This is a genomic window from Bacillus sp. 5w2, assembly GCF_054353775.1.
The window spans coordinates 1-25603 of record NZ_JBTIWT010000010.1 but is presented as its reverse complement, the minus strand read 5'-3'; the positions used below and the strand labels follow the sequence as shown (position 1 = coordinate 25603).

At 33.8% G+C, this 25603-nt stretch carries 21 protein-coding genes and 1 pseudogene; 21 read left to right on the top strand and 1 reads right to left on the bottom strand.

What is annotated here, in order from left to right; translation table 11 throughout:
- Nucleotides 1-4: 4 nt before the first annotated feature.
- The 8 genes and pseudogenes from arsB to ACXY7N_RS17140 all read left to right on the top strand — a co-directional run bounded on the left by arsB (nucleotide 5) and on the right by ACXY7N_RS17140 (nucleotide 6668).
- Nucleotides 5-1045, top strand: a complete 1041-nt coding sequence (arsB, locus tag ACXY7N_RS17175; protein ID WP_488592507.1) for an ACR3 family arsenite efflux transporter — start codon at nucleotides 5-7, stop codon at nucleotides 1043-1045.
- Nucleotides 1046-1070: 25 nt separating this feature from the next.
- Nucleotides 1071-1475, top strand: a complete 405-nt coding sequence (arsC, locus tag ACXY7N_RS17170) for an arsenate reductase (thioredoxin) (protein WP_016087248.1) — start codon at nucleotides 1071-1073, stop codon at nucleotides 1473-1475.
- A gap of 313 nt (nucleotides 1476-1788) precedes the next feature.
- Nucleotides 1789-2445, top strand: a complete 657-nt coding sequence (locus ACXY7N_RS17165; protein WP_016087249.1) for a uridine kinase family protein — start codon at nucleotides 1789-1791, stop codon at nucleotides 2443-2445.
- A 322-nt stretch (nucleotides 2446-2767) separates the two neighbouring features.
- A complete protein-coding gene (locus ACXY7N_RS17160; protein WP_016134867.1) occupies nucleotides 2768-3751 on the top strand; it encodes a phosphotransferase in 984 nt (327 codons plus the stop codon).
- A gap of 55 nt (nucleotides 3752-3806) precedes the next feature.
- The gene (locus ACXY7N_RS17155; protein WP_098412938.1) at nucleotides 3807-4406 is read left to right on the top strand and encodes a DJ-1/PfpI family protein; all 600 of its coding nucleotides are present in this window, start codon (nucleotides 3807-3809) and stop codon (nucleotides 4404-4406) included.
- Nucleotides 4407-4693: 287 nt separating this feature from the next.
- Nucleotides 4694-5689: a CgeB family protein gene (locus tag ACXY7N_RS17150; RefSeq protein WP_016087252.1), complete on the top strand. Its 996-nt coding sequence runs from the start codon at nucleotides 4694-4696 to the stop codon at nucleotides 5687-5689.
- 25 nt (nucleotides 5690-5714) lie between these two features.
- Nucleotides 5715-6149, top strand: a pseudogene (locus tag ACXY7N_RS17145) (alpha/beta fold hydrolase); the annotation flags it as partial.
- A gap of 243 nt (nucleotides 6150-6392) precedes the next feature.
- Nucleotides 6393-6668, top strand: a complete 276-nt coding sequence (locus ACXY7N_RS17140) for a hypothetical protein (RefSeq protein ID WP_016087254.1) — start codon at nucleotides 6393-6395, stop codon at nucleotides 6666-6668.
- 549 nt (nucleotides 6669-7217) lie between these two features.
- Here ACXY7N_RS17140 and ACXY7N_RS17135 read toward each other — a convergent pair.
- Nucleotides 7218-8669 (bottom strand): aminotransferase-like domain-containing protein, encoded by a 1452-nt coding sequence (locus ACXY7N_RS17135; RefSeq protein WP_488592506.1) that lies wholly within the window; start codon nucleotides 8667-8669, stop codon nucleotides 7218-7220.
- 140 nt (nucleotides 8670-8809) lie between these two features.
- Here ACXY7N_RS17135 and ACXY7N_RS17130 point away from each other — a divergent pair, with 140 nt between their 5' ends.
- From ACXY7N_RS17130 to ACXY7N_RS17070, 13 genes are all read left to right on the top strand, one after another.
- Nucleotides 8810-9856, top strand: a complete 1047-nt coding sequence (locus ACXY7N_RS17130; protein ID WP_488592505.1) for an ornithine cyclodeaminase family protein — start codon at nucleotides 8810-8812, stop codon at nucleotides 9854-9856.
- A gap of 30 nt (nucleotides 9857-9886) precedes the next feature.
- Nucleotides 9887-10756: a PhzF family phenazine biosynthesis protein gene (locus tag ACXY7N_RS17125; RefSeq protein WP_016134865.1), complete on the top strand. Its 870-nt coding sequence runs from the start codon at nucleotides 9887-9889 to the stop codon at nucleotides 10754-10756.
- A gap of 393 nt (nucleotides 10757-11149) precedes the next feature.
- Nucleotides 11150-12061, top strand: coding sequence for a 1,4-dihydroxy-2-naphthoate polyprenyltransferase (menA, locus tag ACXY7N_RS17120; protein WP_488592504.1), 912 nt, complete (start codon nucleotides 11150-11152; stop codon nucleotides 12059-12061).
- A 656-nt stretch (nucleotides 12062-12717) separates the two neighbouring features.
- The gene (locus tag ACXY7N_RS17115; RefSeq protein ID WP_223261052.1) at nucleotides 12718-14139 is read left to right on the top strand and encodes a radical SAM protein; all 1422 of its coding nucleotides are present in this window, start codon (nucleotides 12718-12720) and stop codon (nucleotides 14137-14139) included.
- On the top strand, nucleotides 14118-14978 hold the full coding sequence (locus ACXY7N_RS17110) for an LpxL/LpxP family acyltransferase (protein WP_488592503.1): 861 nt from the start codon (nucleotides 14118-14120) through the stop codon (nucleotides 14976-14978). The genes ACXY7N_RS17115 and ACXY7N_RS17110 overlap by 22 nt, the downstream gene beginning before the upstream one ends.
- Entirely contained in the window at nucleotides 14975-16210 is a 1236-nt protein-coding gene (locus ACXY7N_RS17105) for an MFS transporter (protein ID WP_016087261.1), read from the top strand. The genes ACXY7N_RS17110 and ACXY7N_RS17105 overlap by 4 nt, the downstream gene beginning before the upstream one ends.
- 660 nt (nucleotides 16211-16870) lie before the next feature.
- The gene (locus ACXY7N_RS17100; RefSeq protein WP_488592502.1) at nucleotides 16871-17233 is read left to right on the top strand and encodes a Na-translocating system protein MpsC family protein; all 363 of its coding nucleotides are present in this window, start codon (nucleotides 16871-16873) and stop codon (nucleotides 17231-17233) included.
- 625 nt (nucleotides 17234-17858) lie between these two features.
- On the top strand, nucleotides 17859-19394 hold the full coding sequence (locus ACXY7N_RS17095) for an NADH dehydrogenase subunit 5 (RefSeq protein ID WP_488592501.1): 1536 nt from the start codon (nucleotides 17859-17861) through the stop codon (nucleotides 19392-19394).
- The gene (locus ACXY7N_RS17090; RefSeq protein ID WP_016134861.1) at nucleotides 19394-22018 is read left to right on the top strand and encodes a DUF2309 domain-containing protein; all 2625 of its coding nucleotides are present in this window, start codon (nucleotides 19394-19396) and stop codon (nucleotides 22016-22018) included. Before ACXY7N_RS17095 ends, ACXY7N_RS17090 begins: the two co-directional genes overlap by 1 nt.
- A 72-nt stretch (nucleotides 22019-22090) precedes the next feature.
- The gene (locus ACXY7N_RS17085) at nucleotides 22091-22603 is read left to right on the top strand and encodes a carbonic anhydrase (RefSeq protein ID WP_016087264.1); all 513 of its coding nucleotides are present in this window, start codon (nucleotides 22091-22093) and stop codon (nucleotides 22601-22603) included.
- 85 nt (nucleotides 22604-22688) lie between these two features.
- Nucleotides 22689-24119, top strand: coding sequence for a cryptochrome/photolyase family protein (locus ACXY7N_RS17080; protein ID WP_016087265.1), 1431 nt, complete (start codon nucleotides 22689-22691; stop codon nucleotides 24117-24119).
- Between the two features lie 131 nt (nucleotides 24120-24250).
- On the top strand, nucleotides 24251-24706 hold the full coding sequence (locus ACXY7N_RS17075; RefSeq protein WP_016087267.1) for a TspO/MBR family protein: 456 nt from the start codon (nucleotides 24251-24253) through the stop codon (nucleotides 24704-24706).
- 103 nt (nucleotides 24707-24809) lie between these two features.
- Complete coding sequence (locus ACXY7N_RS17070; protein WP_016087268.1) at nucleotides 24810-25520, top strand: alpha/beta hydrolase; 711 nt, start codon at nucleotides 24810-24812, stop codon at nucleotides 25518-25520.
- Nucleotides 25521-25603 lie beyond the last annotated feature (83 nt).

Below are 25603 nucleotides of genomic sequence, written 5' to 3'. Positions count from 1 at the left end.
TAAAATGAAACGTTTATCTTTTCTAGATCGATATTTAACACTATGGATTTTTCTAGCTATGGCTGTTGGGATTGGTTTAGGGTTTGTGTTTCCTAATGTAGTAGACGGACTAAATACATTACAAGTTGGAACGACGTCTATCCCGCTCGCTGTCGGTTTAATTGTCATGATGTATCCACCATTAGCGAAAGTTCGTTACGAGGAAATGGGCCGAGTATTTAAAGACGTAAAAGTGTTGGTTTTATCTTTAGTACAAAACTGGATTATTGGACCTGTACTTATGTTTGTTTTAGCAATTATTTTTCTTCCTGATAAGCCAGAATACATGGTCGGGCTCATTATGATTGGTTTAGCACGCTGCATTGCAATGGTGATTGTTTGGAACGATCTAGCAGATGGGGATAAAGAGTATGCAGCAGGTTTAGTGGCTTTTAACTCAGTATTCCAAATGTTATTCTTCTCCGTTTATGCATACGTGTTTGTAACAGTCATTCCAGAATGGTTAGGGATTGAAGGGGCTATTGTCGATATTACAATGGGAGAAGTAGCGAAATCAGTATTTATCTATTTGGGAATTCCTTTTATAGCAGGTATGTTGACACGTTTTGTACTCGTTAAGTTAAAAGGAAGAAAGTGGTATGAAAAGGTGTTTATACCGAAGATTAGTCCACTTACATTACTTGCATTACTATTTACAATCATCGTTATGTTCTCTTTAAAAGGGGAAATGATTGTTAGCGTACCATTAGATGTAGTAAGAATAGCAATTCCGTTATTCATCTATTTTATTGTGATGTTTTTTGTTTCTTTCTTTATGGGAAAAAAAATTGGTGCAAACTATCCAGTGACAACAACGTTAGCATTTACAGCAGGTAGTAATAACTTTGAGTTAGCAATTGCTGTAGCAGTTGGTGTGTTCGGTATTCATTCGGGCGCAGCATTTGCAGCTGTTATCGGGCCATTAGTTGAAGTACCTGTAATGATTGCCCTTGTAAACGTCGCTTTTTGGTTTAAGCGTAAATATTTTAATAATCAACCAGTATAATTTAAAAACAAAGGCGGAAAACAACATGGAAAACAAAAAGACAATCTATTTCTTATGCACAGGAAATTCATGCCGAAGTCAAATGGCAGAAGCATGGGGCAAACAATATTTGGGAGATAAGTGGAATGTATATTCTGCAGGAATCGAAGCGCACGGAGTAAATCCAAATGCTATTAAAGCGATGAAAGAAGTAAATATCGACATAACGAATCAAACATCAGATATGATTGATGCATACATTTTAAATAACGCTGATTTAGTCGTTACCCTTTGTAGTCATGCGGATTCTGTTTGTCCTTCGACACCTCCACACGTAAATCGTGTTCATTGGGGATTCGACGATCCAGCAGGAAAAGAGTGGTCTGAATTTCAACGTGTTCGCGATGAAATTGGTGAACGTATAAAGCGATTTTCTGAAACTGGTGAGTAAATAAAGAAAAGAGTCAATCTTCTATTCCATAGATGATTGGCTCTTTTTTTATTGTACATAGTCATGACTGCATTGGTTTACAAAAATTATCAGAAAAATAGAGAATATTCTGTTAGAGTGATAAAGTTAGAAATGTATTTAATCGTGTAGGTGTTCACAAAAAATAAAGTCATTTAAAAGATAATATAGTTGTTTAGAATTAGAGAAGGTATGATGAATAATCACAATATCTTTCTCGTTTTATGTATAATTAAATAAGAGGATTTTTAGATATTTAAATAAAGGGTAGTATATTAGCGCAAGGGGGAGAAGGATGGATAAGTTGTTACAAGAAATCATAAATTGGTTAAGGATGAGTGATGAACAAATTGTTATTGGTATTTCAGGACATGGTGCAGCTGGAAAAACAACGTTTGCTAATAGACTCGTAAACTTATTAAATCAAAATGAAGTAAATTATATTAATACAGATCCTTACATTGTCAGTTCGGATATTCGTAAGCATGCAGTGATTCACTATACGTATCAAAATGAAAATCATTGTTATAAAATGACAGCTTGTCATCCAGCGGCGCACAATTTGGCAGCTTTAGAAAGAGATATTCAGATGGTTAGATCGGGGCTAGATTTTTATACGATAGATACGCATTACATGAAAAGTAATTTGATTTCTTCGAAAAATAAAGTAACGATTGTGGAGGGAATGAGCGCTGCATTTATTAATCCTGATTTATTTGATTTGAAAATTTATTTTTACACAGATGGCGAAACGGAACTAATGAGAAGATCAAGCCGGGATATAGCTGAAAGGGGAGCTGATATAAATTATTTAAGGCAGTCTCATGAAGAACGCCGGATTCAATATGAAGTATTTATGCATTCGTATAGTCAGCGTTTTGATATCATTATCAAAACTTCTGATGAAACAATATGTTTAGAAAAAAATACATTTGAGTTTTATAAAGTTTAAATGAAAATCCTCAATCTATTAATTTCATTATGACGGTTAATTTTTCTTATTTAGTACTTGTATTAAACAAATGTATTATTTAATCAAAAATACATTCACTATGAAATAATTAGATTTTAAAAAAATTTTAGCAGCCTTCTTTCATCTACATAGATAGAAGGCTATTGTAATTTTGGCGACAAAATTACATAACCTTATTATTACTACACAGTAGAGTATGATTTTTATTTGAATAAATTAGGTGTAACTTAAAAAATCCTCACTTTAAAAAGTTTTTATTCGGAAGTACAAAAATGAATTTTTTACATAAAGGGAGAATCGGATGAAACACATAATAAGAAATGCAGTAATGAGTTATTTTGAAGAAATTCATTCACTAGCAGTGGAGGAAGAATTACATAAGGATAGTTGGAATACCGATCTACACTATAAAATTATGGTGAATGGAAAGCGGTATTCCGCACGGTTTATGAATAGCAAGCGAACAATCAATCCAGCTTTTGGGTCGTTATCAAACGAACAACTGATGGAGCAAGTACGGTTTACGTATTATGTACGCGAACATGACATTCCTTTTATGCAGATAAACAAGAATAGGGCAGGAGAGCCATTTACACTTGTCGCGTGGGATGATGAACAATACAGATTTGTATTGTCTAATTGGATTGAGGGAGAACATATTACACATTGTACAGAAAATATCGCAAAAGCCTTCGGAAAGGCAGCAAGAAAGATTCATGATATTTCTTACGCATTTCAAAGCTCGATTTTTCAAAAGAAATCTCACTTGGATGGGTATGCCCAGTTTATTCATATGCTAGAAAGTAAGGCAAGCACATGTGGAGGATTACGAGAGTATATAGATCTCGCTAAATATCATATAGAGTGCGCATATACGAGTGAATTAGAATTTATCGTACAAACAGATTTGAATCCTTTGAATGTTTTATGGGACTCAAGTGAACAGGTAAAAGGAATTGTAGATTTTGAATCTATTAGTTATGTAGACCGTATTGAAGGATTGTCCTTTTTAATAAAATGGTATTCTCGAACAGAAGGAATACATTCGCATGAAGTATGTTCAAGTGTCGCTAGTGCATTTTTAGAAGGGTATAAGGCTCATAATATTGTAACATCAAATGATTACAAAAGACTTTCTTCGTTACTGTGGCTATCCGGTAGCTTGAATTGGAATTTTGTGAAGAAAACGCTAAGTGTAATAAGTGATGAGAGGGAATTAGAAGAACATTTGGAAGTTTATAGAGTGAGGGGAGAAAGGCTATCTTCATTGTTAATTTGTACATAACATATATTCTCCTAATTTGGGATTCAAATAAGAAAAAATAGGAGGTGTTCTAAAAATGAAAATACAAATTGTATTATTTGACGGCTTCGGAGAGCTCGTCTCCTTTGCACCTTTTGAAGTATTAAACAGAGCGATAGAAGAAGGGGCTCCATTTACAGTTGAATTCGTTTCAAGTGAACCAAAACAAGAAGTTACTACTTCATTTGGAGTTACGGTTAAACTACATGATTTTTTAAGGGTGGATAATCGTCCAGATTTGTTAATTGTGCCTGGTGGTGGCTGGAATCATAAAGCTGAGCACGGGGCACGAAAGCAAGCTGAGCTTGGCACTTTAACTAAAATAATTAGAGAGATGCACAACGAAGGAACGATTGTTGCTGGAGTTTGTACTGGAGGTATGTTATTAGCTGCATCTGGTATATTGAATGATAAAAAGGCAACAATGCATCATTTGGCGCAGAGTGAAATTCGTACATATGGGGCAGAGCCTCTTCCATACAGAATTGTGGATCAAGGGAATGTTATTACTGCAAGAGGAGTTACTTCAGGACTTGATTTAGGACTTTGGATCACGGAAAGATTTGCAAGTCCAAAAATTGCAGCTGCTGTTGAATATAGAATGGAATATGAGCGGCGAGGTGTCGTTTGGAAGTGATTTGACTGTAATCATAGTTTTTTTTGCTGTAGAGTGTATTAGATATTGTAAAAGAGAAAGAGCTAACTCATACGAGCCGGCTCTTTCTTTTATGTATTCATTTTCTATGTTTAATAATTTGGCTGAATATAACCTAATTTTATTCCCTTCGTGACAGCTTCTAAAATGAGAGGAGTTCAACATAATGGACATAAACGTTGCTTATACATGTAAAGGAAGATGTCATAAAATGAATAAAGACTGCTAATTTTTGTGTACTTTGATTATGTAGAAATAGGGGAGATGACATGAAAGACAATACGCCTAAGAAAATTTTATTTATTCAATCAGGCATTCCTTTTTATTATCCAATGATCGAAGAAGCAATTTTGAATAGTTTACAAAAGGTAAACAGTAATACAATTATGGTGAACCCAGAACGAGCGATAGAAACCGCATTAAAAATGAAACCGGATTTTATTTTGGTACTTGGTGGTTTAAACGAGGGAATTATTAGTGTCATGCCAGTACTAAAGAGTGCAGGTTTTACTACTGGACTTTGGCTGACAGATGATCCGTATTATACGGATGTAACACAACATCTTGTGCCGTACTATGATTACATATTTACGCAAGATTTAAATTGTATCAAGTTTTATAGAGGATTAGGATGTAAGAATGTATTTCATCTTCCGTTAGCAGCAAATCAAGATGTGTTTAAACCTTCTCAGGAAGAAGATACATATAAATATGATCTTAGTTTTATAGGTACAGCATTTGAAAATAGACTTACCTTTGTTGATTCTATTTCAGAGTATTTAGCAGAAAAAAATATAAAAATTGTGGGGTTCGGTTGGGAGAAGTTAAATAATTATGAAAGATTAAAGGATAAAATACAACTCTTGCCACTTGCGAAGTATGAGGATGCATTGCAATATTACGTAGCTACTAAAATTAATATAAATTTACACCGTTCACCAAATGATCAGGAATTGAATTGTAATGCAGCAAATATCCAAGCATATTCAGTAAATAATAGAACGTTTGAAATTAATGCTGTAGGCTCTTTTCAATTAACTGATATACGACCAGATGTAGCAAAACATTACATACCAGGTGTTGAAATAGAAACTTTTTATAGTGCACCAGAGTTTATACAAAAAGCAGAGTATTATTTGGAACATGTACAAGAAAGAAAACAAATAGCAAGAAATGGACTGGATAGAACTTTGAAACATCACACATATGATAAACGTATATTACAACTATTAAACTATATTAATTTCATAGGCGTGAAGATGTAGTCTAATCATTAACTTAAATGATAAGCGGTCATTAGAAGAAGAAATCACCCATTACGAGAAAGATTTTGATGAATATATTTTTGACAGTAAAGAAGCATTCATCCAATCAGAAAAAATGGTTTACAGCAGGTGGTCACCATTAATAGAACATGCGGTTTATGATTTAATGAGAGAAGAAGATAATAAAGTGAAATGGCATGCTACTGGCGATACCGCTAGAAGTGTAATTAAGTTTCAATATACGGTGTATAAAACGTTGAAATCTAATAAAATTAAAAATGATATTTTATTATTGTATTGTGATCTTCCGGATAATTATTTAAAAATAAGAGAATTGCAGATTGCGGAATTGAAGAAGCGTATTGATATTACGACTAAGCTGTATAGAGATACAGGGCACTTAATGCATTGGGATAGACCAGAAGAGATTGCTGAGGATGTTTTAAATTGGTTCATATAAAGGAGGTCCGTTGTTCGAATTTGAGCAACGGATTTTCTTGATACGTTACCTGAAAAAGAAACTAGTATCTCTAAACTAGAGGAAAGTAAAAAATAAAGAAAAGAGGTTGCCTAAAAGTAACTATTTAGCGACTTTTGGGACAACCTCTTCTTTTGGTTATGGATTTTAAAGAAAATTTAGAATAAAATAAAAATATAGTCACCTACCTATTATTCACTAATGAAAAGAAAAGAGGCTAGCGAAATGCAATTGAAGTATGGGAAGCACATTAATATATTATCTATTGTTCTAACTTTGTTCTCCTTTTCTGTAATTGTAAGTTTCTCTACCTGGTTGAGTGGATATTCAATTCCCAACCTTTCTACAATGCTTAAGGTAACAATGTTGAGTGCATTTATTCTTGGAATTATAGGGTTTAGACAAGAGAAAAGCGCACTAGCGATTATAATTATGGGAATATGTGCCTTTGCTCTAGTCGTTCTATATATTTATGCGGTTATAAGTTTTCTTGAGCATTAAACACCATAAAAAAGAAACGAACATTTTTGTTCGTTTCTTTTTTATGGGATGATTATTATAAAATAGCCTCTTCTAATGATTGAGTGCTGAATCCAAGAATTAATTTTTGAATGTTATTTTCATGATCTTTTACAATGATATATGGAACGCCCTGTACGTTAAAGGATTCAACCTCTTCTTTTTCTTATGGGGTATTAGGGGTACCCCCCATGCCCATCAACTTAAGAATTCAGAATTACCCCAAAACGAAAAAATGAGATTTTTGTTACAAGTTAGCACAAAATTCTGTTCCGGGGTACTATAAAATATTAGCTTGATGGGCATGGGGGCCGAACAAATACGCAGAACTATGGATATTTGTGTTAAAGTTCGGGTTCTGGGCATAGGTTATTTGAGTTGTAAGACAATTGTTTTTTTAGAAAATTAACTAGATTAATGATTCAAAACTTCAGGAACTAGAGGAGTTGATGATGCTTTCGAATCTCATACAGTGGTTATTCAATAGTCATTTTTATAATTATCTGCAATATTTAAATCTCTATATAAAACTTAAGAAATTTGTTCTGCTACCAATTCTGAAAGAGTTTTAATTCCGTAGTCAATTTCATTTAAGGATGCATAAGAATAAGAAATTCTTAAATATTGATCAGAGTGAAACTCATACAAATCTCCAGGGTGAACAAGTATTTTCCGACTTAAGGCTTTAGTAAAAAGCTGGTACATGGATATACCTTCATTTAACTTAAGCCAGATGAAATATCCGCCCTTAGGAATATTCCATGTACCGATACTGGTAAAATATTTCTTTAATGCTCCAAGAGCAACATCTCTTCGGAGCTTAACATTTTTCCTCATTATATCGTTATGCTGATAATAAAGACCACTAGAAAATAGTTCTGTGATTACATTCTGGGAGAGTGAGCTGGTTCCATAATCAGTTTGCATTTTTATATCTGCCAATCTTTCAATGACTTTTTCTGATCCAACAATCCATCCAATCCTAAGACCAGGACTTAAATTCTTCGATATCCCACCAATATATAATACAAGTCCATTGTTATCAAATGCCTTTATTGGCTGTGGAGGTTTTTCATCAAACCAAAGCTCCCTATATACATCATCCTCGATAATGGGCAAACGTTCCCTATCACACGCATCAACAAGCGTTTTTCTTCTTTCAAGTGACATGACGCTTCCGGTAGGATTTTGAAAAGTAGGTATTGTAAAAAGCATTGCTCCTTTTCTCCGCCTATGTCGATCAATCAATTCTTTTATTTCTATACCTTCTTCATCCAGCTTAATTCCCGAAAGCTGCATTCCGAGGGATTGAAAGGTTCTAAGAGAGTATAGGTAGGATGGCTTTTCAACATATACTACTGAGTTCGTTTGCAAAAGGCCAAGGGAAATAAGCTGTAGTGCCTGCAAAACACCAGAGGTAATCAAAACTGAGGATGGATCAGCTTCTATTCCTATTGTTTTAAGGTATGTGCATACTTCTCTTCTTAGATGGATATTTCCTTTTGGTTCTTCATAACCCAGCGATCCCATAGAATTAGAGAGTTTTTTTAGTACTCCCTGAATCATTTTGTTAGGTATTAATTCGGGGGAAGGTTCGCAGGACCCCATTCGGATGATATCAGGTTGGAATTCAGCCTGATTGATCTGCTGCATTATCTTTTGATTTGTTTGATGTAATCCCGAAGAAATATAGGGAAGCCAATTATGTGAATGATTAATGGACATTAATGTCCATGTATTGTTTATTACTCTTGTACCTCCACCAGCGTTACCGTTAATAAGGCCTTCAGCTGCCAGCTCTTCAAGGGCAGATACTACGGTACTTCTGTTTACACTGAAAATTTCAGAAAGTGTCCGCTGACTTGGCAATTTGAAACCAACCGGCCATTCTCCAGTTGCTATTTTGTCCTTTATGAAGTTAACAATCTGTATATTCAATCGAGTAGGATTATTTCTATCAGGTCTCCAGTTGATATCTAACATGAAATTCCTCCAAAATCATAGTACTTTTACCATATCATTTGGTTGGTTAAATAACAACCAAGGATGGTTGGAGACTTTTTGTTGTTGTTCAAATACAATTACATTAACAGATATTAAAATTTTAAAGGAGAATGATAACTATGGTACCAATAAGAATTCTAAGTGATAATGATGTTAAGAACATTCTTGATATCAAGAATACAGTAGCATGTGTAGAAAAAGCCTATGCGCTTAAAGCCAACAATCAAGCGAGACTATTCTCCATGGTATCTGAGGTGATTTTTGAGGATAGGGCAGAAATGGATATTAAATCAGGGATGCTTAATGAAGAAGATGTGTTTGGATTAAAACTCGTTTCATGGTTTGGTGATAATAAAAATCAAGGACTTCCAGCTATAACAGGGATGACTATGTTATTTGATTTGAAGAATGGATTTCCTAAGGCAATGATCAACGCAAGTTATTTGATAGGAATGCGTACTGGAGCAGCAGGTTCAATAGGCGTGAAACACCTGTCAAAACAAGATTCAAAAACACTAATGATTGTTGGGACAGGAGTTCAGGCGATTTTTCAAATAGCAGCCACTCTATCTCAAGTTCAGACAATAACCAAGGTATATATATATGACCCCATAAAATATGAAAATGCATCAAAATTCCAGTATTCAATAAAGACGGAACTAGAAAAAATTATAAATGATATCAACGATACTTATAATAAGAGCTGGAAACAAAGAATTGAGTCAGTTCAGTTTGTAGCTGTAGAAAATCCAGTGAAAGCTTTGGAAGAAACCGATGCAGTAATTACGATAACGCCTTCTCGAAAATCACTGATTTTTAAGGAGTGGATTAAGCCAGGCATACATTTCAGCTGTGTGGGGGCAGACATGACTGGAAAACAGGAAATAGATGAAAAGATCTTTGAGGTAGCTTCTGTATATGTAGATGATATTACACAAGCATCGACAGTCGGAGAAACACAAAGTGCTATAAGGGCTGGTATATTAGGCAAAAACAATTTGACTGAAATCGGACAATTCATACTTGGAAATGCGAAAGGACGTACAAGTGATGAAGAAATTACGATTTTTGATAGTACTGGCATAGCATTGCAGGATCTTGCAGTTTCAAATTATATTGTATCAAAAGCAGAAGAAATGAATGTTGGGACAATCGTGCAAATATAAAATCGATATACAATTTGGAGGGATCATATTATGAAGGTAAAAGTTTATACATTAAATTCATTTGCAAAATCCATTGAGGGAGGGAACCCTGCCGGAGTGGTACTTAGCGCTGATTATCTATCAGATGAGGAAATGAAAAAAATAGCAGGTATCATCGGTTTTAGTGAGACTGCTTTTGTCATGAAGTCAGACCTTGCTGACTTCAAGGTTAGATTCTTTACACCTAATGAAGAGGTTGATCTTTGTGGCCATGCAACGATAGCAGCGTTCTATACACTTTCAAGCCAAGGATATATTAAACCAGGAAAATATTCTCAAGAAACAAAGGCTGGAATTTTAAGTGTAGAAGTAATGGAAGACCTATCAATTATGATGGAGCAAAATGCTCCAAGCTATTATGAAATAATAGACAAGGAGGAAATTGCAGATTCCTTAAATATTACTATAGATGAAATGTTGGGGGATCTATCAGTGCAAATTGTATCTACTGGCCTTAGGGATATACTTGTACCGATTAAAAACTTAGATATATTAAATTCTATAAAGCCAGATTTTGAAAAAGTAACAAATATCAGCAGTAAATATAATACCATTGGTTATCATATTTTTACCCTTGAATCACTAAAGGGTTCAAATGCTCACTGTAGAAATTTGGCACCTTTATATGGAGTTCCCGAAGAATCTGCAACTGGTACATCCAATGGTGCCCTTTCATGTTATCTATATAAATATGGTAAAATCAAACCTGAACATGTTATTAATATATCTGTTGAGCAAGGTTACTCTATGAAAAAACCTTCGGAAATAGTTATAGCGTTAACCACTCAAGGGAAAGAAATTATTGAGGTAAAGGTAGGCGGAAAAGCATTGAATTTATCTGAAACAGAGGTTGAAATATAATTGGGGTACCGCCACATCACTATCAACCTAAGATAAATTTATATCCATAATTCAAAGAAAACGTTATTCTTTTTGTAGAAATATACAGAAAGAATAACGTTTTTGTATGAATTTATCGATTTTAGATGAACTAGAATTGTTTTCTAAAGAATTACAACGATATATGTCACCGCATGCTTTAGAACAATTAGCTAGAGAGATAGGGGTTGTTCAACGAAAAAGTAAATACAGTATTAGAAAAAAATATATTTTGATGCAAATTTATGGTGTAAGCAAGAGCATGAAAGTTCTATCGCCAATTCTTTTTTTGATATAATGGATGCGTGGCAGAAAATAGATAGAAAGATACTGCTAGTAATTTATACTTAAAATGTTGGGAGATTGAACAGAGTTATGGGGACAGAAAAAGAAATTAGTTCCGCTAAATTAATATGGAAGATGACGCGCCCGCATACATTAACGGCGACGTTTTCTCCTGTAATTTTAGGGACAGTGGCATCACTTTATGTTGCCGAAATTCATTGGCTTTTATTTATTGCGATGATGGTTGCATGTTTAGCATTGCAAATAGCAACGAACTTATTTAATGAGTACTATGATTTCAAACGTGGATTAGATACAGCTGAGTCTGTTGGAATTGGTGGCGGAATTGTCCGTCATGGATTGAAACCAAAAAATGTGTTAACAGTTGCACTTTTATTGTATGTAGTAGCAGCACTTATCGGAATTTATATTTGTATGAATAGTAGCTGGTGGTTAGTCGTCATCGGTTTAATCGGGATGGCGGTTGGCTATTTATATACAGGCGGTCCATTACCAATTGCGTACACTCCGTTTGGAGAATTAGTTTCTGGCTTGTTAATGGGGACATGTTTTGTACTCATTGCTTTCTTTATTCAAACGAATACGATAACGATTGAAAGTGTATTGATTTCCATTCCAATTGGAATTTTAGTCGGTGCAATCAACATGTCGAATAACATCCGAGATATCGAAGAAGATATTAAAGGTGGAAGAAAGACATTAGTAATCCTCCTTGGGAGAGAAAAAGCTGTAGTAACACTAGCTGTAGCCTTTTTCGTTGCTTATTTATGGATTGCGGTAATTGTATTAATGGGTTATATAAGCCCTTGGGCATTAGTTATGTTCCTAGGTTTTAGAAAACCAATCTCTGCAATTCAAAGTTTCCAAAAAGGGGCAAAGGATCCCGGGTATATGCGCATCGCAATGAAATCAACAGCGATGACAAATACAATTTTCGGCTTCTTATTATCAGCAGGATTATTAATTAGTTACTTGTTTTAAATAAAAACCCCCAGTTTCTCAATTTTAATTTAGAGAAACTGGGGGTTTTTATTTTTGTTTCTTTAATGTTAAAAATACGCTTCGTACTATAAAACTAGAAACTACTTAGTTATTTCCTCCTTGAAATGAGGATAAAACAAGTCTATTAACAATTACAAGAAACTTGGTTAGTGTAGAGTGTATTGGTTCTATAGACGAAAAGTATTTCGTGCTGTCGTAAGGAATTATTAAATTATAGGGCGCTATAAAATAAAAAACAGAATTTTCAGACTTATATTTAGCAATAATTTATATGTTTTTTAATCTTAACATATTATCCAATAAATGTTATTTTAAAAATTCGAATATATGTTTTTGGTTTAATTAATCAGAATTTTTAATTTTTTATTTATGTTTACTAGTTTACATTTTTTATAAAAAATGTTATTTTATTGGTAATAATTTGAAGGGGGTGAAAAGTGTGAAAAAGAACACAAGTGTAATTCATGGAACACAACCGGCTTTTAACAACTGTGGCTGTCAAAAACCACCGTCACCACAAAAATAGTAAATTTAAACATTATTAGACATAATAACTTTTAAATCCACTGGGGCTACTTAGTTCCCAGTGGATTTAAAAAATAATTAAAAATATATTCTGTAAGGAGGAAAGAATAATGTACATAATCCTTTCTAAGGATGTTATATTACGTGATGAGCATCACTATATAAATTCAGAAGCTCGTTTTTTTTATAATGCTAAAACTAGACATTCAGAATTCCTTTCAGCAGCAGCCTTTGAATTATTAGTATACCTTTCGAAATCACGAACTATAGAGGACGCCTGGGAGTTCTATCATAAGCGCGCTATGGAACTAAATGAATTACCTCAACGGGAGGAATTCAATCAGTTTATCAATGAAATGATTTTAGGAAATACAATTTTAAAAACCAGTAAAAAAGAAAATGTTACTAAGCCACTTTCAAACTTAAAAATATCACCACCCGCTTCTTTTAAATATACACCAATGACATTTCCTACAAAGGTTAATATAACTAGTACTATGAGATGCAATCTTGCATGCAAACATTGTTTAAGAGAATCATCTCCATTTGTAGATATTTCTGATGAACTTAATACTGATGAGGTAATTCAATTGTTTTCTGAATTAGACAATTTAGGCGTTATAGAGCTCGCTTTTTCAGGAGGAGAAACAACAACCCGAAAAGATATATGTACAATTTTAGAACATGCAGGTACCTTAAGATGTTTTTTTGAATTTTTCACTAATGGTCATAGAGTAAGTGATAAAGTTTATCAAACTTTATTAAAAGTAAAAGAAAAAAAACAAAGAGGGCTACAAATACACCTCTCCTTAGATGGTGATGAATTTTATCATGATCAAATGCGTGGAAAAGGTTCATATAAACGCGTTATGGATACTTTAAAGCGATTTGCACAAGATAAATTTTATGTAATTGTTGAATCAGTATTAGTTCCGGATTGTGTAAAATCTGATGGAGTTAGAAAAGTTGTAGAAGCTTGTATAGAAAATGGGGCAAATGGAATAAGTTTTCACCCAGCATCTGTATCTGGAAGGGCTAGTTTAAACCCTGATTATTTTCAATTTACTTTGTCTGAATTAGATTATTTTCATAAACAAGTAATACAAATAACAAAAGAATATCCTTCTACTAAAATTGAATTTCAGACTTATTATTATCCAGGCCCTAAAAATAAAGATAATGATTTCGAATTACCACCCAATGTTGGGCCGCAAGGAATGTACTTATTAGCAATTGGAGCAAATGGAGATATTTATCCTTGTACAGAATCCATAGGTGATACATCACAAATTATTGCTAATGTAAAAGATGAAGGTGGTGTTCTTTCTGCATGGAATAGTCGAAAATGGGATTTTTATCGTGGAGGCTGGGAGTTAGATGAATTAACTGCTTGCATAGGTTGTAAATTCCATGGAGATTGTACAATGCAAACTTGTAGATGCTATGCTCAAAGAGTTTTATTAAACAAATACGACGCTATGCCAGAATGTTATAAAGTGAGGGATGAAATATGGGGAAAATCAAAGATCTAAGTTTTCCAGAATTAAGTAACAATATAGAAGAACTTTTAACATTAAATAAAGAGGACTTTTTGCATCTATGTTCAAAACCAGAAGATTGGAATACGCCTAAAATTTATTCGACATTTGTTAATGAAAATGAACAAATGATATTAAAATACAAAGAATTCCTAGCATATCGTCCAATGCATTGGGCATGGTTCTTACGAATGCTGAAACAACAGGGGATAAATAAATCTTTTATATCTATTCCTCCTAATCTTTCAGAAATTATTAAAGAACCATGTATATTTGTAATCCCGCATTTTGGACTACATATGATAGTACCTCATATTCTCGGACATTTTATTAAACCAGAATCACATATACTAGCATCAGGGTACATAGATGCAGAAAGTGTTAATAGTAGCATTAATAATATTTTACCAAATGTTCAGGTGGAATTTATGAAAATTCCAGACATATGGATTTTAAGAAAACTTATTCGTGGCTATAACAATGGAAATTACCCTATAATATATCCTGAAATTTCTTCATCAGAAGATAAAACTTTCTTTGAATTAAAATTGTTGGGAGAAAAAGTATATGTTCCAATGGGAGTTGAACATATAGGTCGTTTATGTAAAAGTAAAGTAATTCCTATAGCAATGACATATAATGAAAAATATGAATTACATCTTGGTCCTACTCTTAATTATACTGAAACAGGGAGCATTCTCTTACCTCTTTTTTCTTGGATCGAACAGCTTATTCAAAATACTCCCTACCAATGGTTTGGTTGGCAATTCATGGAAGAGATGATGGTGAGTAAGGCGATTAAAAATGAACTCTCTTTAGTACAAAAACAATGAACAAACAAATAAATTCTATTATCATTGCAATGGGAGTTCAATCATTTCAAAGCAGTTTAGTCTTTTTAGCCATGGCATGGTATTTTACTAATATAACTCAATCACCACTAATATATGGGTCTCTTATGGCATTTCGTTATGTTCCAGGAATTTTATTTACGATGTTAAGTGGTATAGCAGTTGATAGAATGAAAAAAATTCCTCTTGGAATTTCAGCAAGTATTTGTAATATAATTTCACATTGTTTTTTATTAATTGCGGGTCTTCTTAATCTTTCAACAGAAGGAATGGGATATTGGATTTATGCTGTAATTGTAATTTTAATGGGCATCTCTTCCGCTATATTAACGCCTCTTGAAAGGACACTAATTCCGTCCTTGGCTCAACCAGAAAAACTAAAATCTATTAATAGTATTATTAGTATTGTCACACAAAGTATTGCTATTATAGGAACAAGTTTAGCGGGTGTTTTCCTTTTGATAGGAGGATTCTCTTTAGCTATGGCCGTCGCAATTTTTATGGCCATTATATCATTAGCTTGTTATATTTTTCTGTTCCTTACTGTTAAATTAACGGAATCACCATCAAATTCTAGAGGGGTAATTAATGCGTTCAAATCTACTATAAAAATATTAAATCACCAGCGGTGGATATTTAGTGCTATTGCATCTTCAATATTTACCAACATGGCATTTGTTATGATTATGGATGTTTTGTTGCCAAATCTTTTTTCTGGATTGAAATTCAACGGTTCTGCTGCATTAGGAATTTGTTTTACAGTAATGGGAATTGGAACTTTACTAGGTGCGGCAATGACATATAAAGTAAAAAGAATAAATTTTAACATAGCAATGGTTCTCTATGTTTTCTCAACAATATTTGGTGCAATAGGCGGTCTTATGACAAACTCAATCATAATAAGCATTGTATTATTTGGTCTATTTAGTTTATTCGCCGCTCCTGTATCAATAATATATCAAACCGAACTTCAACAAATAATACCGAATCAACATCTTGGAAGTACTATGGGATTTATTGCTTCAGGAGTAACAATGGCTCAGCCATTAGGTGTAATTTTAGCTGGATTTCTTTTACTCAAATTAAGTGGAGAAATTATTTTAATTATGGCTTGTGGGATTTCATTAATCTCAGTTCTAATTGGTTGGTGGCATATATATATACAAAAAGGTAGAATCATGAACCAACATGTCAAAAGAGAAACTAGTATGTAAATCGTTCTATCAAATAACTTTACATTATGATTGGAAGGGAATGCTTGTATGCTGACCTGTACTGCACTCCCTTTTTGAAATCTCCCCATGTCTATTAACTGAATAAGCAAATCTTTACTAAACGGAAACATGAATTGTTAAGTAAGTTTTTTATAAAATCATCAGCGTGTTCGTTCTTATTCCATATCCTTCCTCATTTCCACATGCCCCAACACTTTTTTAGTTAGTACATATCTCTTCGCAATGACATATACATTTTTTTCTGCGGCAAGCGGATTAAATATGTATGAATCTTTACATTCCCTATATATAACCATTAGAAAAAAATCGCACTTAAAATTGACTTTTCATAAGTTTAGCTAGATAACGATATGATGATATTTTATGCCTATCAACCCAACAGAACAAGTTATTCAAAAATAATAAAAATGAATTTTATTATTATAAAAGATGCCAATTTTTCGTTTAACTAGAAGAAGCAAAGTGGAAAATAATTGAGATGAAAAAAATAGTTATTCAAATCGTCTCATTATGGAGAGGTTCAAAATAAAAAATGTTCAAGAATGTCATCTTAGTAATTGAAAATAGAATCAATCAAGATTATTATATTGTTATTGTAATTATAAATGTAATTACATTTTATTGAAGGAGGATACATAGATGAAAAACTCAAAAGGCTCTATTGAATCAGAGATAAGCAAAGCAATTACGCACTGGGAGAAGGACTACCTAGGACGTGGATCTATATCCGTTAAGACAGATATATTACGAGATATGATTATCGTAAATTTACAAGGTATTTTAACACCGGCTGAATATACTGTTTGCGAAACGAAAGACGGTATGCTAACGATAAAGAAAAATCGTTCGGAGCTAGTTGAATCTGGAATTGACGATTTGAAAGAGATCATACTAGAATTAACTGGAGAAAAAGTGAAAAGTTTTCATACGGATATAAGTTCGCGTACAGGTGAGCGAGTAATGATTTTTAAATTGGTTCATAATCTTGAGGAAAAGTTTTAAAAATTAAAACCACCGTAGTGTTAGTGGGAGATAATTAAGAAACCTAAAAGTTTTGCACTTTATTTATATTTATTAACATGATAATAATTAAAAACTTGAAATTATTTACGTATAATGAATTTTGATTGAAATAACGCTTGAAAAAATGGATAAATAAATTGACAAACAGCTTAATATGGTTTATCTTATAATTGTTTTAAAAATTAATAGATGCTTATTTTAACTGTTTGCTATAATTAAGGCTTTAGCATTTTTTTAATATGTAATATTGACTAAATGAAAAGGTTTCTTAATTGAAAGATAGCGCATAACATAAATTGATATATTGATTGCATAATCTAGGAGATCAGAGATATACTGTTATTTTTAATAGGAGTAATACATACATTATTATCCGCTATAAAATGGGAGCTCTTCAAAAAACTTTATTGAAGTTAGTTGAAGTGAAACCGACAATCTCCATAATTCAATGATGATATAAAATCATTGGATTATGGAAGTTGTCGGTTTTTTTTATGGAAAAAACGATGTACGAAAAAGAGTGAATGAAAATTGAAATTAAAAAAATCATCGTAATGAAAAGGAATTTTTATAGGTTATTTTCGTTTGGAAGGGAGTATTTTACATGTTAATTTCGCTGAGTTCATCAACACTGTTAACATTATTTTTTATCGCGCTTAGTGCTTCTTGGTTAAGTGGATTGTTGTTTTTACATGCAAGGATGCCTTTACGTTTTGTTCATATCCATATTGGTATTGCTGCTTTGCCTTCATTGGTTTCTTTACTTGCACTTGTTAATAACAATGGAGATAGAGTTGTGGGGCCTTGGCATCTAGATACTTTAGCTTGGTTAATGGCTTTCTTTGTTCTTACAATTGGTTTAATCATTCAGCGCTTTTCTGTACGTTACTTAATGGGGGATCGCTCATATCGAAAATACTTTGCACTTTTTACATTTACTACAGGTGTATCTTCGGTTGCATGGTTAAGTGATGATCTTCGCTTCATGATTATTTGTTGGGGCGCAACTCTTATAGGATTGGTACTACTCATAGGGCTAAATAAAGGGTGGAAAGTAGTTAGTGAAGCAACAAAAATCTCAGGCTATTTATTTACAATAAGTTGGATTGCCTTACTAGCAGCTATCATTTGGTTGTTTCAAATAACTGGACAGTGGCAGTTAACATCCGTTTTAACGAATGAAAATGTAGCTCAATTTGGAACATTGGAGAAAACAGGAATTAACTTATTGATTATAGTAGCTATGATGATTCCAGCAGCACAATGGCCTTTTCACAGATGGTTAATTGAATCAGCTGTTGCTCCAACTCCTGTTTCTGCTATTATGCATGCGGGTTTAGTAAATGCTGGCGGTATCATATTAACTAGATTTTCGCCACTTTTTCATGATGATATTGCACAAATCATTTTACTAATTTTCTCTAGTATTTCTGTCTTAATAGGAACAGGAATTAGTTTAGTTCAAGTTGATTATAAACGTCAGCTAGTAGGATCCACTATTGCACAAATGGGATTTATGCTGATTCAATGTGCATTAGGCGCTTATTTAGCAGCTGTTATTCATTTAATTTTACACGGTTTATTTAAAGCCACACTGTTTTTACAAGCTGGTTCTTCCGTACAACGTTTTGAGGGAGTGAAGCAATCTAATAATGAAAAGATGTCCAATTTATGGATTATGTTCGGACGTGTTTTAGGATTATTTATAGCAATTGCTTTCTGGTTTACGACTTCTGGAGAGGGGTATGAATTAGTTAGTGCGTTAATCTTAGGGTGGTCATTATACTTCTCGTGGAAACAGCTTGTTGTTTTTGGAGAGGGAAGAATGGGACGAATTGCCGGCTTAATAGTTTTGAGTGGATTTTCTCTCATTTACTTTACTGTTCATAACTCTCTTTATAAATGGTTGCATACTGACATTTATCAGAATGCTCAACCGTCGGCTTCAGCCGTTATTTTTGTTATAAGTCTCTTATTATTTGGTAGTGCTATTAGTACTCTCGTTACTCGTAATCAATCTTCTACAATATTTGCTGTAATGTATCTTTGGTTCGTTCGAGTAGGTGAAGCGAGACAAAAGTCAGTAGAAAGTCATCCAAGCTATCTGAAACATTATGTATCAAAGGGAGGTAATTCGTGATGAGCATACAGTCAATCGTAACGAAAGAAACTTTAAAAAAGAAAGATACAAACATTGATATACAAGAAAATAATATAAATGATCTAGTTACATCTGCTAGCCGAGTTATTGCGCCACTTTGGCCTATCTCTACATTTGCGGCTCATCACCCTTGGATGGGGCTTGAAAAGCAATCATTTGAACAAGTCGCAAATTGGTTAAAAGAAGCTCGTAATGTAGATATTTATCCTAGTGCCTCCATGATTCATTCGGCAAAGGCGAAAGGTGAGATTGAGGAAACATTTTTACAAATTGGCTTGTCTCGTTGGCTTGATTCACAATCTTTTCATATTCCGCGAGAGAGAGAGGAGCGTTTTTGCCAAGAAGCTTTAAAGTTAGAGAGATTACCTTCTAGTTTATTATCATCGCCAGAATTAAATAAATTCGCAAAGGAAATGAGTTATGTAAATACAGGGAGTATAGAAGACTCTTCTATGCAACCAATCAGTTCACTTATAGAGAATCAAAATGGTGACAACTTATCTGATATTCTTAATTATCACATCATTAAATGGTGTAAATTATATCTTGATGACTCCGGGGCAAGTTGGACGATGCCAAACCGTGAGAAAGGTTTTTATCGTGCATGGCACCACCTTATTACATTTGATCCAGCGCTCAGTAAAAATGAGCGTAAAGTTTTAAAAGATTGGCCACAGGATGCCCAGGGAGCTTTAACAAAAGCATTATCTGAACTAGGAATTCCTGAATCTAACAGGCAAGCTTACCTTGAAGGGCACTTACTTTCTTTGCCTGGGTGGGCAGGAATGATACGATGGCGCTCCCAACAATCAATTAAGGAACAGGCACTCGTTATAGAATATTTAGCAGTTCGAATTTCAATGGAGCTGGCTATTGTAAAACCTTATTTACCTTTAAAAAATCAAAAGGCTGAGAAAAAAGTTTCGATTGTCCCACTTATAGCTTCTTGGATCTATTGGGGGGATATTTCAACACGGGAATGGTTACAAATGTCTGCCGCTGAACAAAGCGAATTATTAGCATTTGCTTATCGTTTTGATGAAAACATTCGTAAGAAACTTTGGCTGGAAGCTTGGGAACAGACGCATGCAGAGCAATTAAAGAAGAAGATTTCTTCTAAACAACGTGCAACTAATGATAAAAAGCGTGTAGTAGCTCAATTAGCATTTTGTATTGATGTACGTTCAGAACCGTTTCGTCGCCACCTTGAAAAATTAGGTCCGTTTGAAACATTTGGAATAGCTGGTTTCTTTGGGTTACCAATTGCGACTAGTGAACTAGGCAGTAATAACAGCCACCCTTCTTTGCCAGTTATACTAAAACCGAAACATCAAATAAAAGAGCTCACAAATGAAAGTGAACTTAAATCTTATGAGCAACGTAAGAGGGTAGGTAGTTCGGTGCGTTATACATTTAAAACGATGAAACAGAACGTACTGACAAGTATGGCGCTACCTGAGTTAAGTGGTCCTTTACTTGGTCTACAGATGGTGACAAGAAGCTTTGTCCCAAGAGGAGTTGGTGGTTTCATTCGTAACCTTCGCAAAACGATGTTACAAAAACCGGATACAACATTCTCGCTTAATCATGTTCATGACACAAAAGGTGAGATACCTATCGGTTTTACGAAAGAAGAAAAAGTGAACTATGTGCGTCAAGCTTTAAAAATGGTGGGACTGACAGAAAAATTTGCTCCTTTAGTTGTAATGTGCGGACACAGTAGTCAAAGTACGAACAATCCTTATGCTGCAGCACTTGAGTGTGGTGCGTGTGGGGGAGCAGCGGGAGGATTCAATGCAAGAGTTTTCGCTACTTTATGTAACCTTCCAGAAGTAAGAGAGGCGTTGTCTGCTGAAGGAATTAAAATTCCTGAGGACACCATTTTTGCAGCAGCTGAACATAAAACAACCGTGGATGAATTGGAATGGATTTACGTCCCAGAACTTTCGGAAGCTGCGCAAGAAGCATTTGATTGTATTGAGTCGATTATGCCAAATGTGAGCCAAGAGGCAAATAGAGAGCGTTTAACGCAATTACCAAATTTTAAAACGAAAATAAAAAATGCGAGTAAAGAGGCACATCGATTTGCAGAAGATTGGAGTGAAATACGTCCGGAATGGGGATTAGCTTGTAATGCATCTTTTATTATCGGGCAGCGTGAATTGACTCAGGATTGTGACTTAGAAGGTAGGGCTTTCCTTCATAATTATGATTGGAAACAGGATGAAAGTGGTGATATATTAGCTAACATTATAGCGGGACCAGGAACAGTAGCGCAGTGGATAAATCTACAATATTACGCTTCAACTGTAGCTCCTCATTATTATGGTAGTGGAAACAAAACAACCCAAACCGTTACGGCAGGTCTCGGTGTTATGCAGGGAAATGCAAGTGATTTGTTATCAGGCTTACCTTGGCAATCCGTTATGCAGTCAGATAGTGAGACGTATCACTCACCACTTCGTTTACTAATTGTAATTCAAGCGCCTATTGAATATATAGAACGCTTGCTAAATAATGATTTCACATTTCGAGAAAAAGTTCAAAATGGATGGGTCAGACTTGCAAGTGTTGATCCAGAGGGACGTTGGAAAAACTGGTAACAATCATGTAATGAATCATTGTTACTAGCTTAAAAGTTTTATAAATACAATCATGAAGAAGGAGTGCTATATATGAATGCAAAGAATAAAAAGGTTTTATTGTTAACAGACATTGAACACGGAATAGAGCCTATTATCCAACAAGTAACTAACATTCAACAAGAAAACATGTTGACTATACACAGCTACGATTCTGTAATTGTACATCCTTATGGAGATATAATGAGATCTATCATTATTGCTATTTATCAAGAAAATGTGGAAGAAATTTTTATTGTCGGAATAGAGGATAAAGAAACTGATGCAGTTAATCTACAAATTCAACGTGATTCCATAAAAAATAACAGGGAACTAGACTATCTCTTTGAAAATTGCATGCCTGAATTTTCAAGTGGTAGCCTTGAGGAATGGCTAAGTGGAAAAGAAAATGTTAGTGAAAATATTGAAAAGAGTATAGATATGATTCGTCATCATCCACTAGTACCTTCTAATGTTAAAGTTCATGGCTTCATGATTGATAAAACAGGTGGAAAAGAAACGGTTATTAAAATTCCTACTAATAAAATAGTTGAAAAAGTTAACTAATTTATTAAGGACAAATAAATTCTTATGTATGAATTGCTGTTGTATAATAAAATTTATTATGTTTTAAGAATCAGAAGGGGTAGCCATGCAAAATAAAATTATCGTTATGTTTCAAAAAGATTTTCGTTTATATGATAACCCAGCTCTATTTGAGGCTGCTCAGTCTGGTGAGGTCCTTCCAGTATATGTACAAGATGAAGCTTTTTCAATGGGGGAGGCATCAAAGTGGTGGTTACACCATGCAATAATAGATGTAAAGAAGCAACTTGAGGCATTTGGCTCTACTTTAATAATTCGTAAAGGAAATACGCAGGAAGAAATACTTTCTCTCATAGAGCAATTAAATATAACGGCTGTATATTGGAATATTTGTTATGATCCGGACAGATTACAATCTAATCAAAAAATGAAAATGATGTTAGAAGATGAAGGTATGATCTGTAAGGAATTTAATTCACATTTATTATTAGAGCCTTGGATTATTAAAAAGAAAGATAACACTGAATATAAGGTTTTTACGCCCTTTTATAATGCATTTCAAAAGCAGGTAATACCTAAACCTACTAGTAAAGTGCAGAGTATAAAGGGGATAAGCACTTTACCAGTGAACTTACCTGTTTCAGCGCTGCACTTGCTGCCGACTATACCGTGGACATCTCATATGGAATCAATATGGGAGCCTACAGAAGAAGGGGCATACAAAACATGTAAGAAATTTTTCTCTAGCAAATTAGTCTCTTATAGTGAAGGAAGGGATTTTCCAAATCAAAATGCTCATTCGATGTTGGCACCGTATCTTTCATTTGGTCAAATATCAGTAAAGCTAATGTATCATTACTTAATAAATAAAAGTAACGAAAAACAATGTAGTCTTTTTGAACAACAAGTGAATAGCTTTATACGTCAATTAATTTGGCGAGAGTTTTCTTATTATTTGCTATATCATTATCCATTTACAGTATATAAACCTCTTAATAAGAACTTTGAACATTTTCCGTGGAATAATGAAGAGGAGTTATTAAGAGTATGGCAGAAAGGTGAAACTGGTTATCCGTTTATTGATGCGGGGATGAGGGAATTATGGCAAACAGGTTTTATGCATAACCGAGCAAGAATGGCTGTAGCCTCTTTTCTTGTAAAGCATTTGTTAATTCCGTGGCAAGAAGGAGCAAAATGGTTTATGGATACACTATTAGATGCTGATATTGCAAATAATACAATGGGGTGGCAATGGGTTGCTGGAAGTGGGGCAGATGCATCACCGTACTTTCGTATTTTTAACCCAATCACACAAGGGGAAAAGTTTGATAAAGATGGGGAGTATATAAGAAAATGGGTACCAGAATTAAGAGATATACCGAATAAATATATACATAAACCGTGGGAAGCACCTGAGCATATTTTACAAAAAGCCAATATAAAGCTAGGAGATACATACCCTTTGCCAGTTGTTGATCATAAGGCAGCACGAGAGAGAGCCCTTTGTGCATATAAAAGTATGAAAGAATTTATATAAAATACACGAGTCAATATGAATTTGATATGTAAAGGTTATAATGTCTATTTATGTATTAAAGTTGTATTCATTGAAAGAGCATACGAATCATATAGAGTTTCTAAAACCTTCTATTAAAAAGGAGAATGTTTATGAAAAAATCTAGTATTATAGTATTTTTACTAACATATGGTTTGTTTTATGTTTCTAGTATTGTATTTCCTATTGATCGCACTTGGTACGATGCGCTAGAAAAGCCGTCTTGGACGCCTTCTGGCATGACAATCGGAATGATTTGGGCTGTATTATATGGACTCATTGCATTATCCGTTGCAATTATTTACAACAAATATGGATGTAAGCCAAAAACATTTTGGTTTATATTCCTTTTAAATTATATGTGCAATCAAGCGTTCAGCTACTTTCAATTCAGTCAAAAAGATTTATTTTTAGCAACAGTAGATTGTTTACTAGTCGCTATTACTACGTTGATTCTTATTGTGTTTTCTTCTAATTTATCTAAAGTATCGGCATGGTTGCTAATCCCATATTTTTTATGGGCTGCATTTGCTACATATTTATCTTGGACAATTTACAGTATAAATTAAAGAAGTAAATAAAAACTTGAGCATAATAAAAATGCTCGAGTTTTTATGTTTATTAATGATAATCTAAAATATAGAATATATACATCTTAGGGAGGTCGTCTTTGTGAAGAAATGGATAAAAATTACGCTGTACTCTTTACTTGGTATTTTACTTATAGGAAGTATTAGTTTTTTTGTTTGGTCTCAGTTTAGTTACAAACCGACGAAAGAGGCTTTGTCGTTAGTGGAGGATAAAAAAGATGAAGATCATATAGTTTTTGGAGAGAAAGATGCTAAAATAGGGGTTATTTTTTATCAAGGAGCTAAAGTAGAAGCTGAGGCTTATAGTTACTTAGGGGAAGCACTTGCAAAAGATGGATATTTTGTAGTAATGCCTAAGTTACCATTAAACTTAGCGATACTTGGAATCGATGAGGTAGACAGTGTAATTGAAAAGTATCCTGAAGTTCAAAAATGGTATGTTGCTGGGCATTCAATGGGAGGAGCTATGATTTCTAAGTATGCCTTTCAACATGAAGAAAAAGTAGGCGGAATCATTTTCTTAGGTTCTTATCCCGCAGATGATTTCTCTACGAAATCGATTCCGATGCTATCTATTTATGGAGAAGTAGATGCTTTAGCAACTGTAGAAAAAATAGAGAACAATAAAAAGTTCATGTCAAAGAATACAACTATGCATATGATAAAAGGGGGAAACCATGCTAATTTTGGCATGTATGGTGAGCAAAAGGGTGATAATGCGAGTTTAATTACTTCAAAAGCACAACGAGATGAAACAGTGAAAGTAATTGAAGAATGGTTATTAAAACAATGAATTTGATAAATTTATCAAAAGAATGCTTCACCCTTAAGTTAACACAGTGATAGACGGGAGAGGTAATAAAAAGCCAACTCATT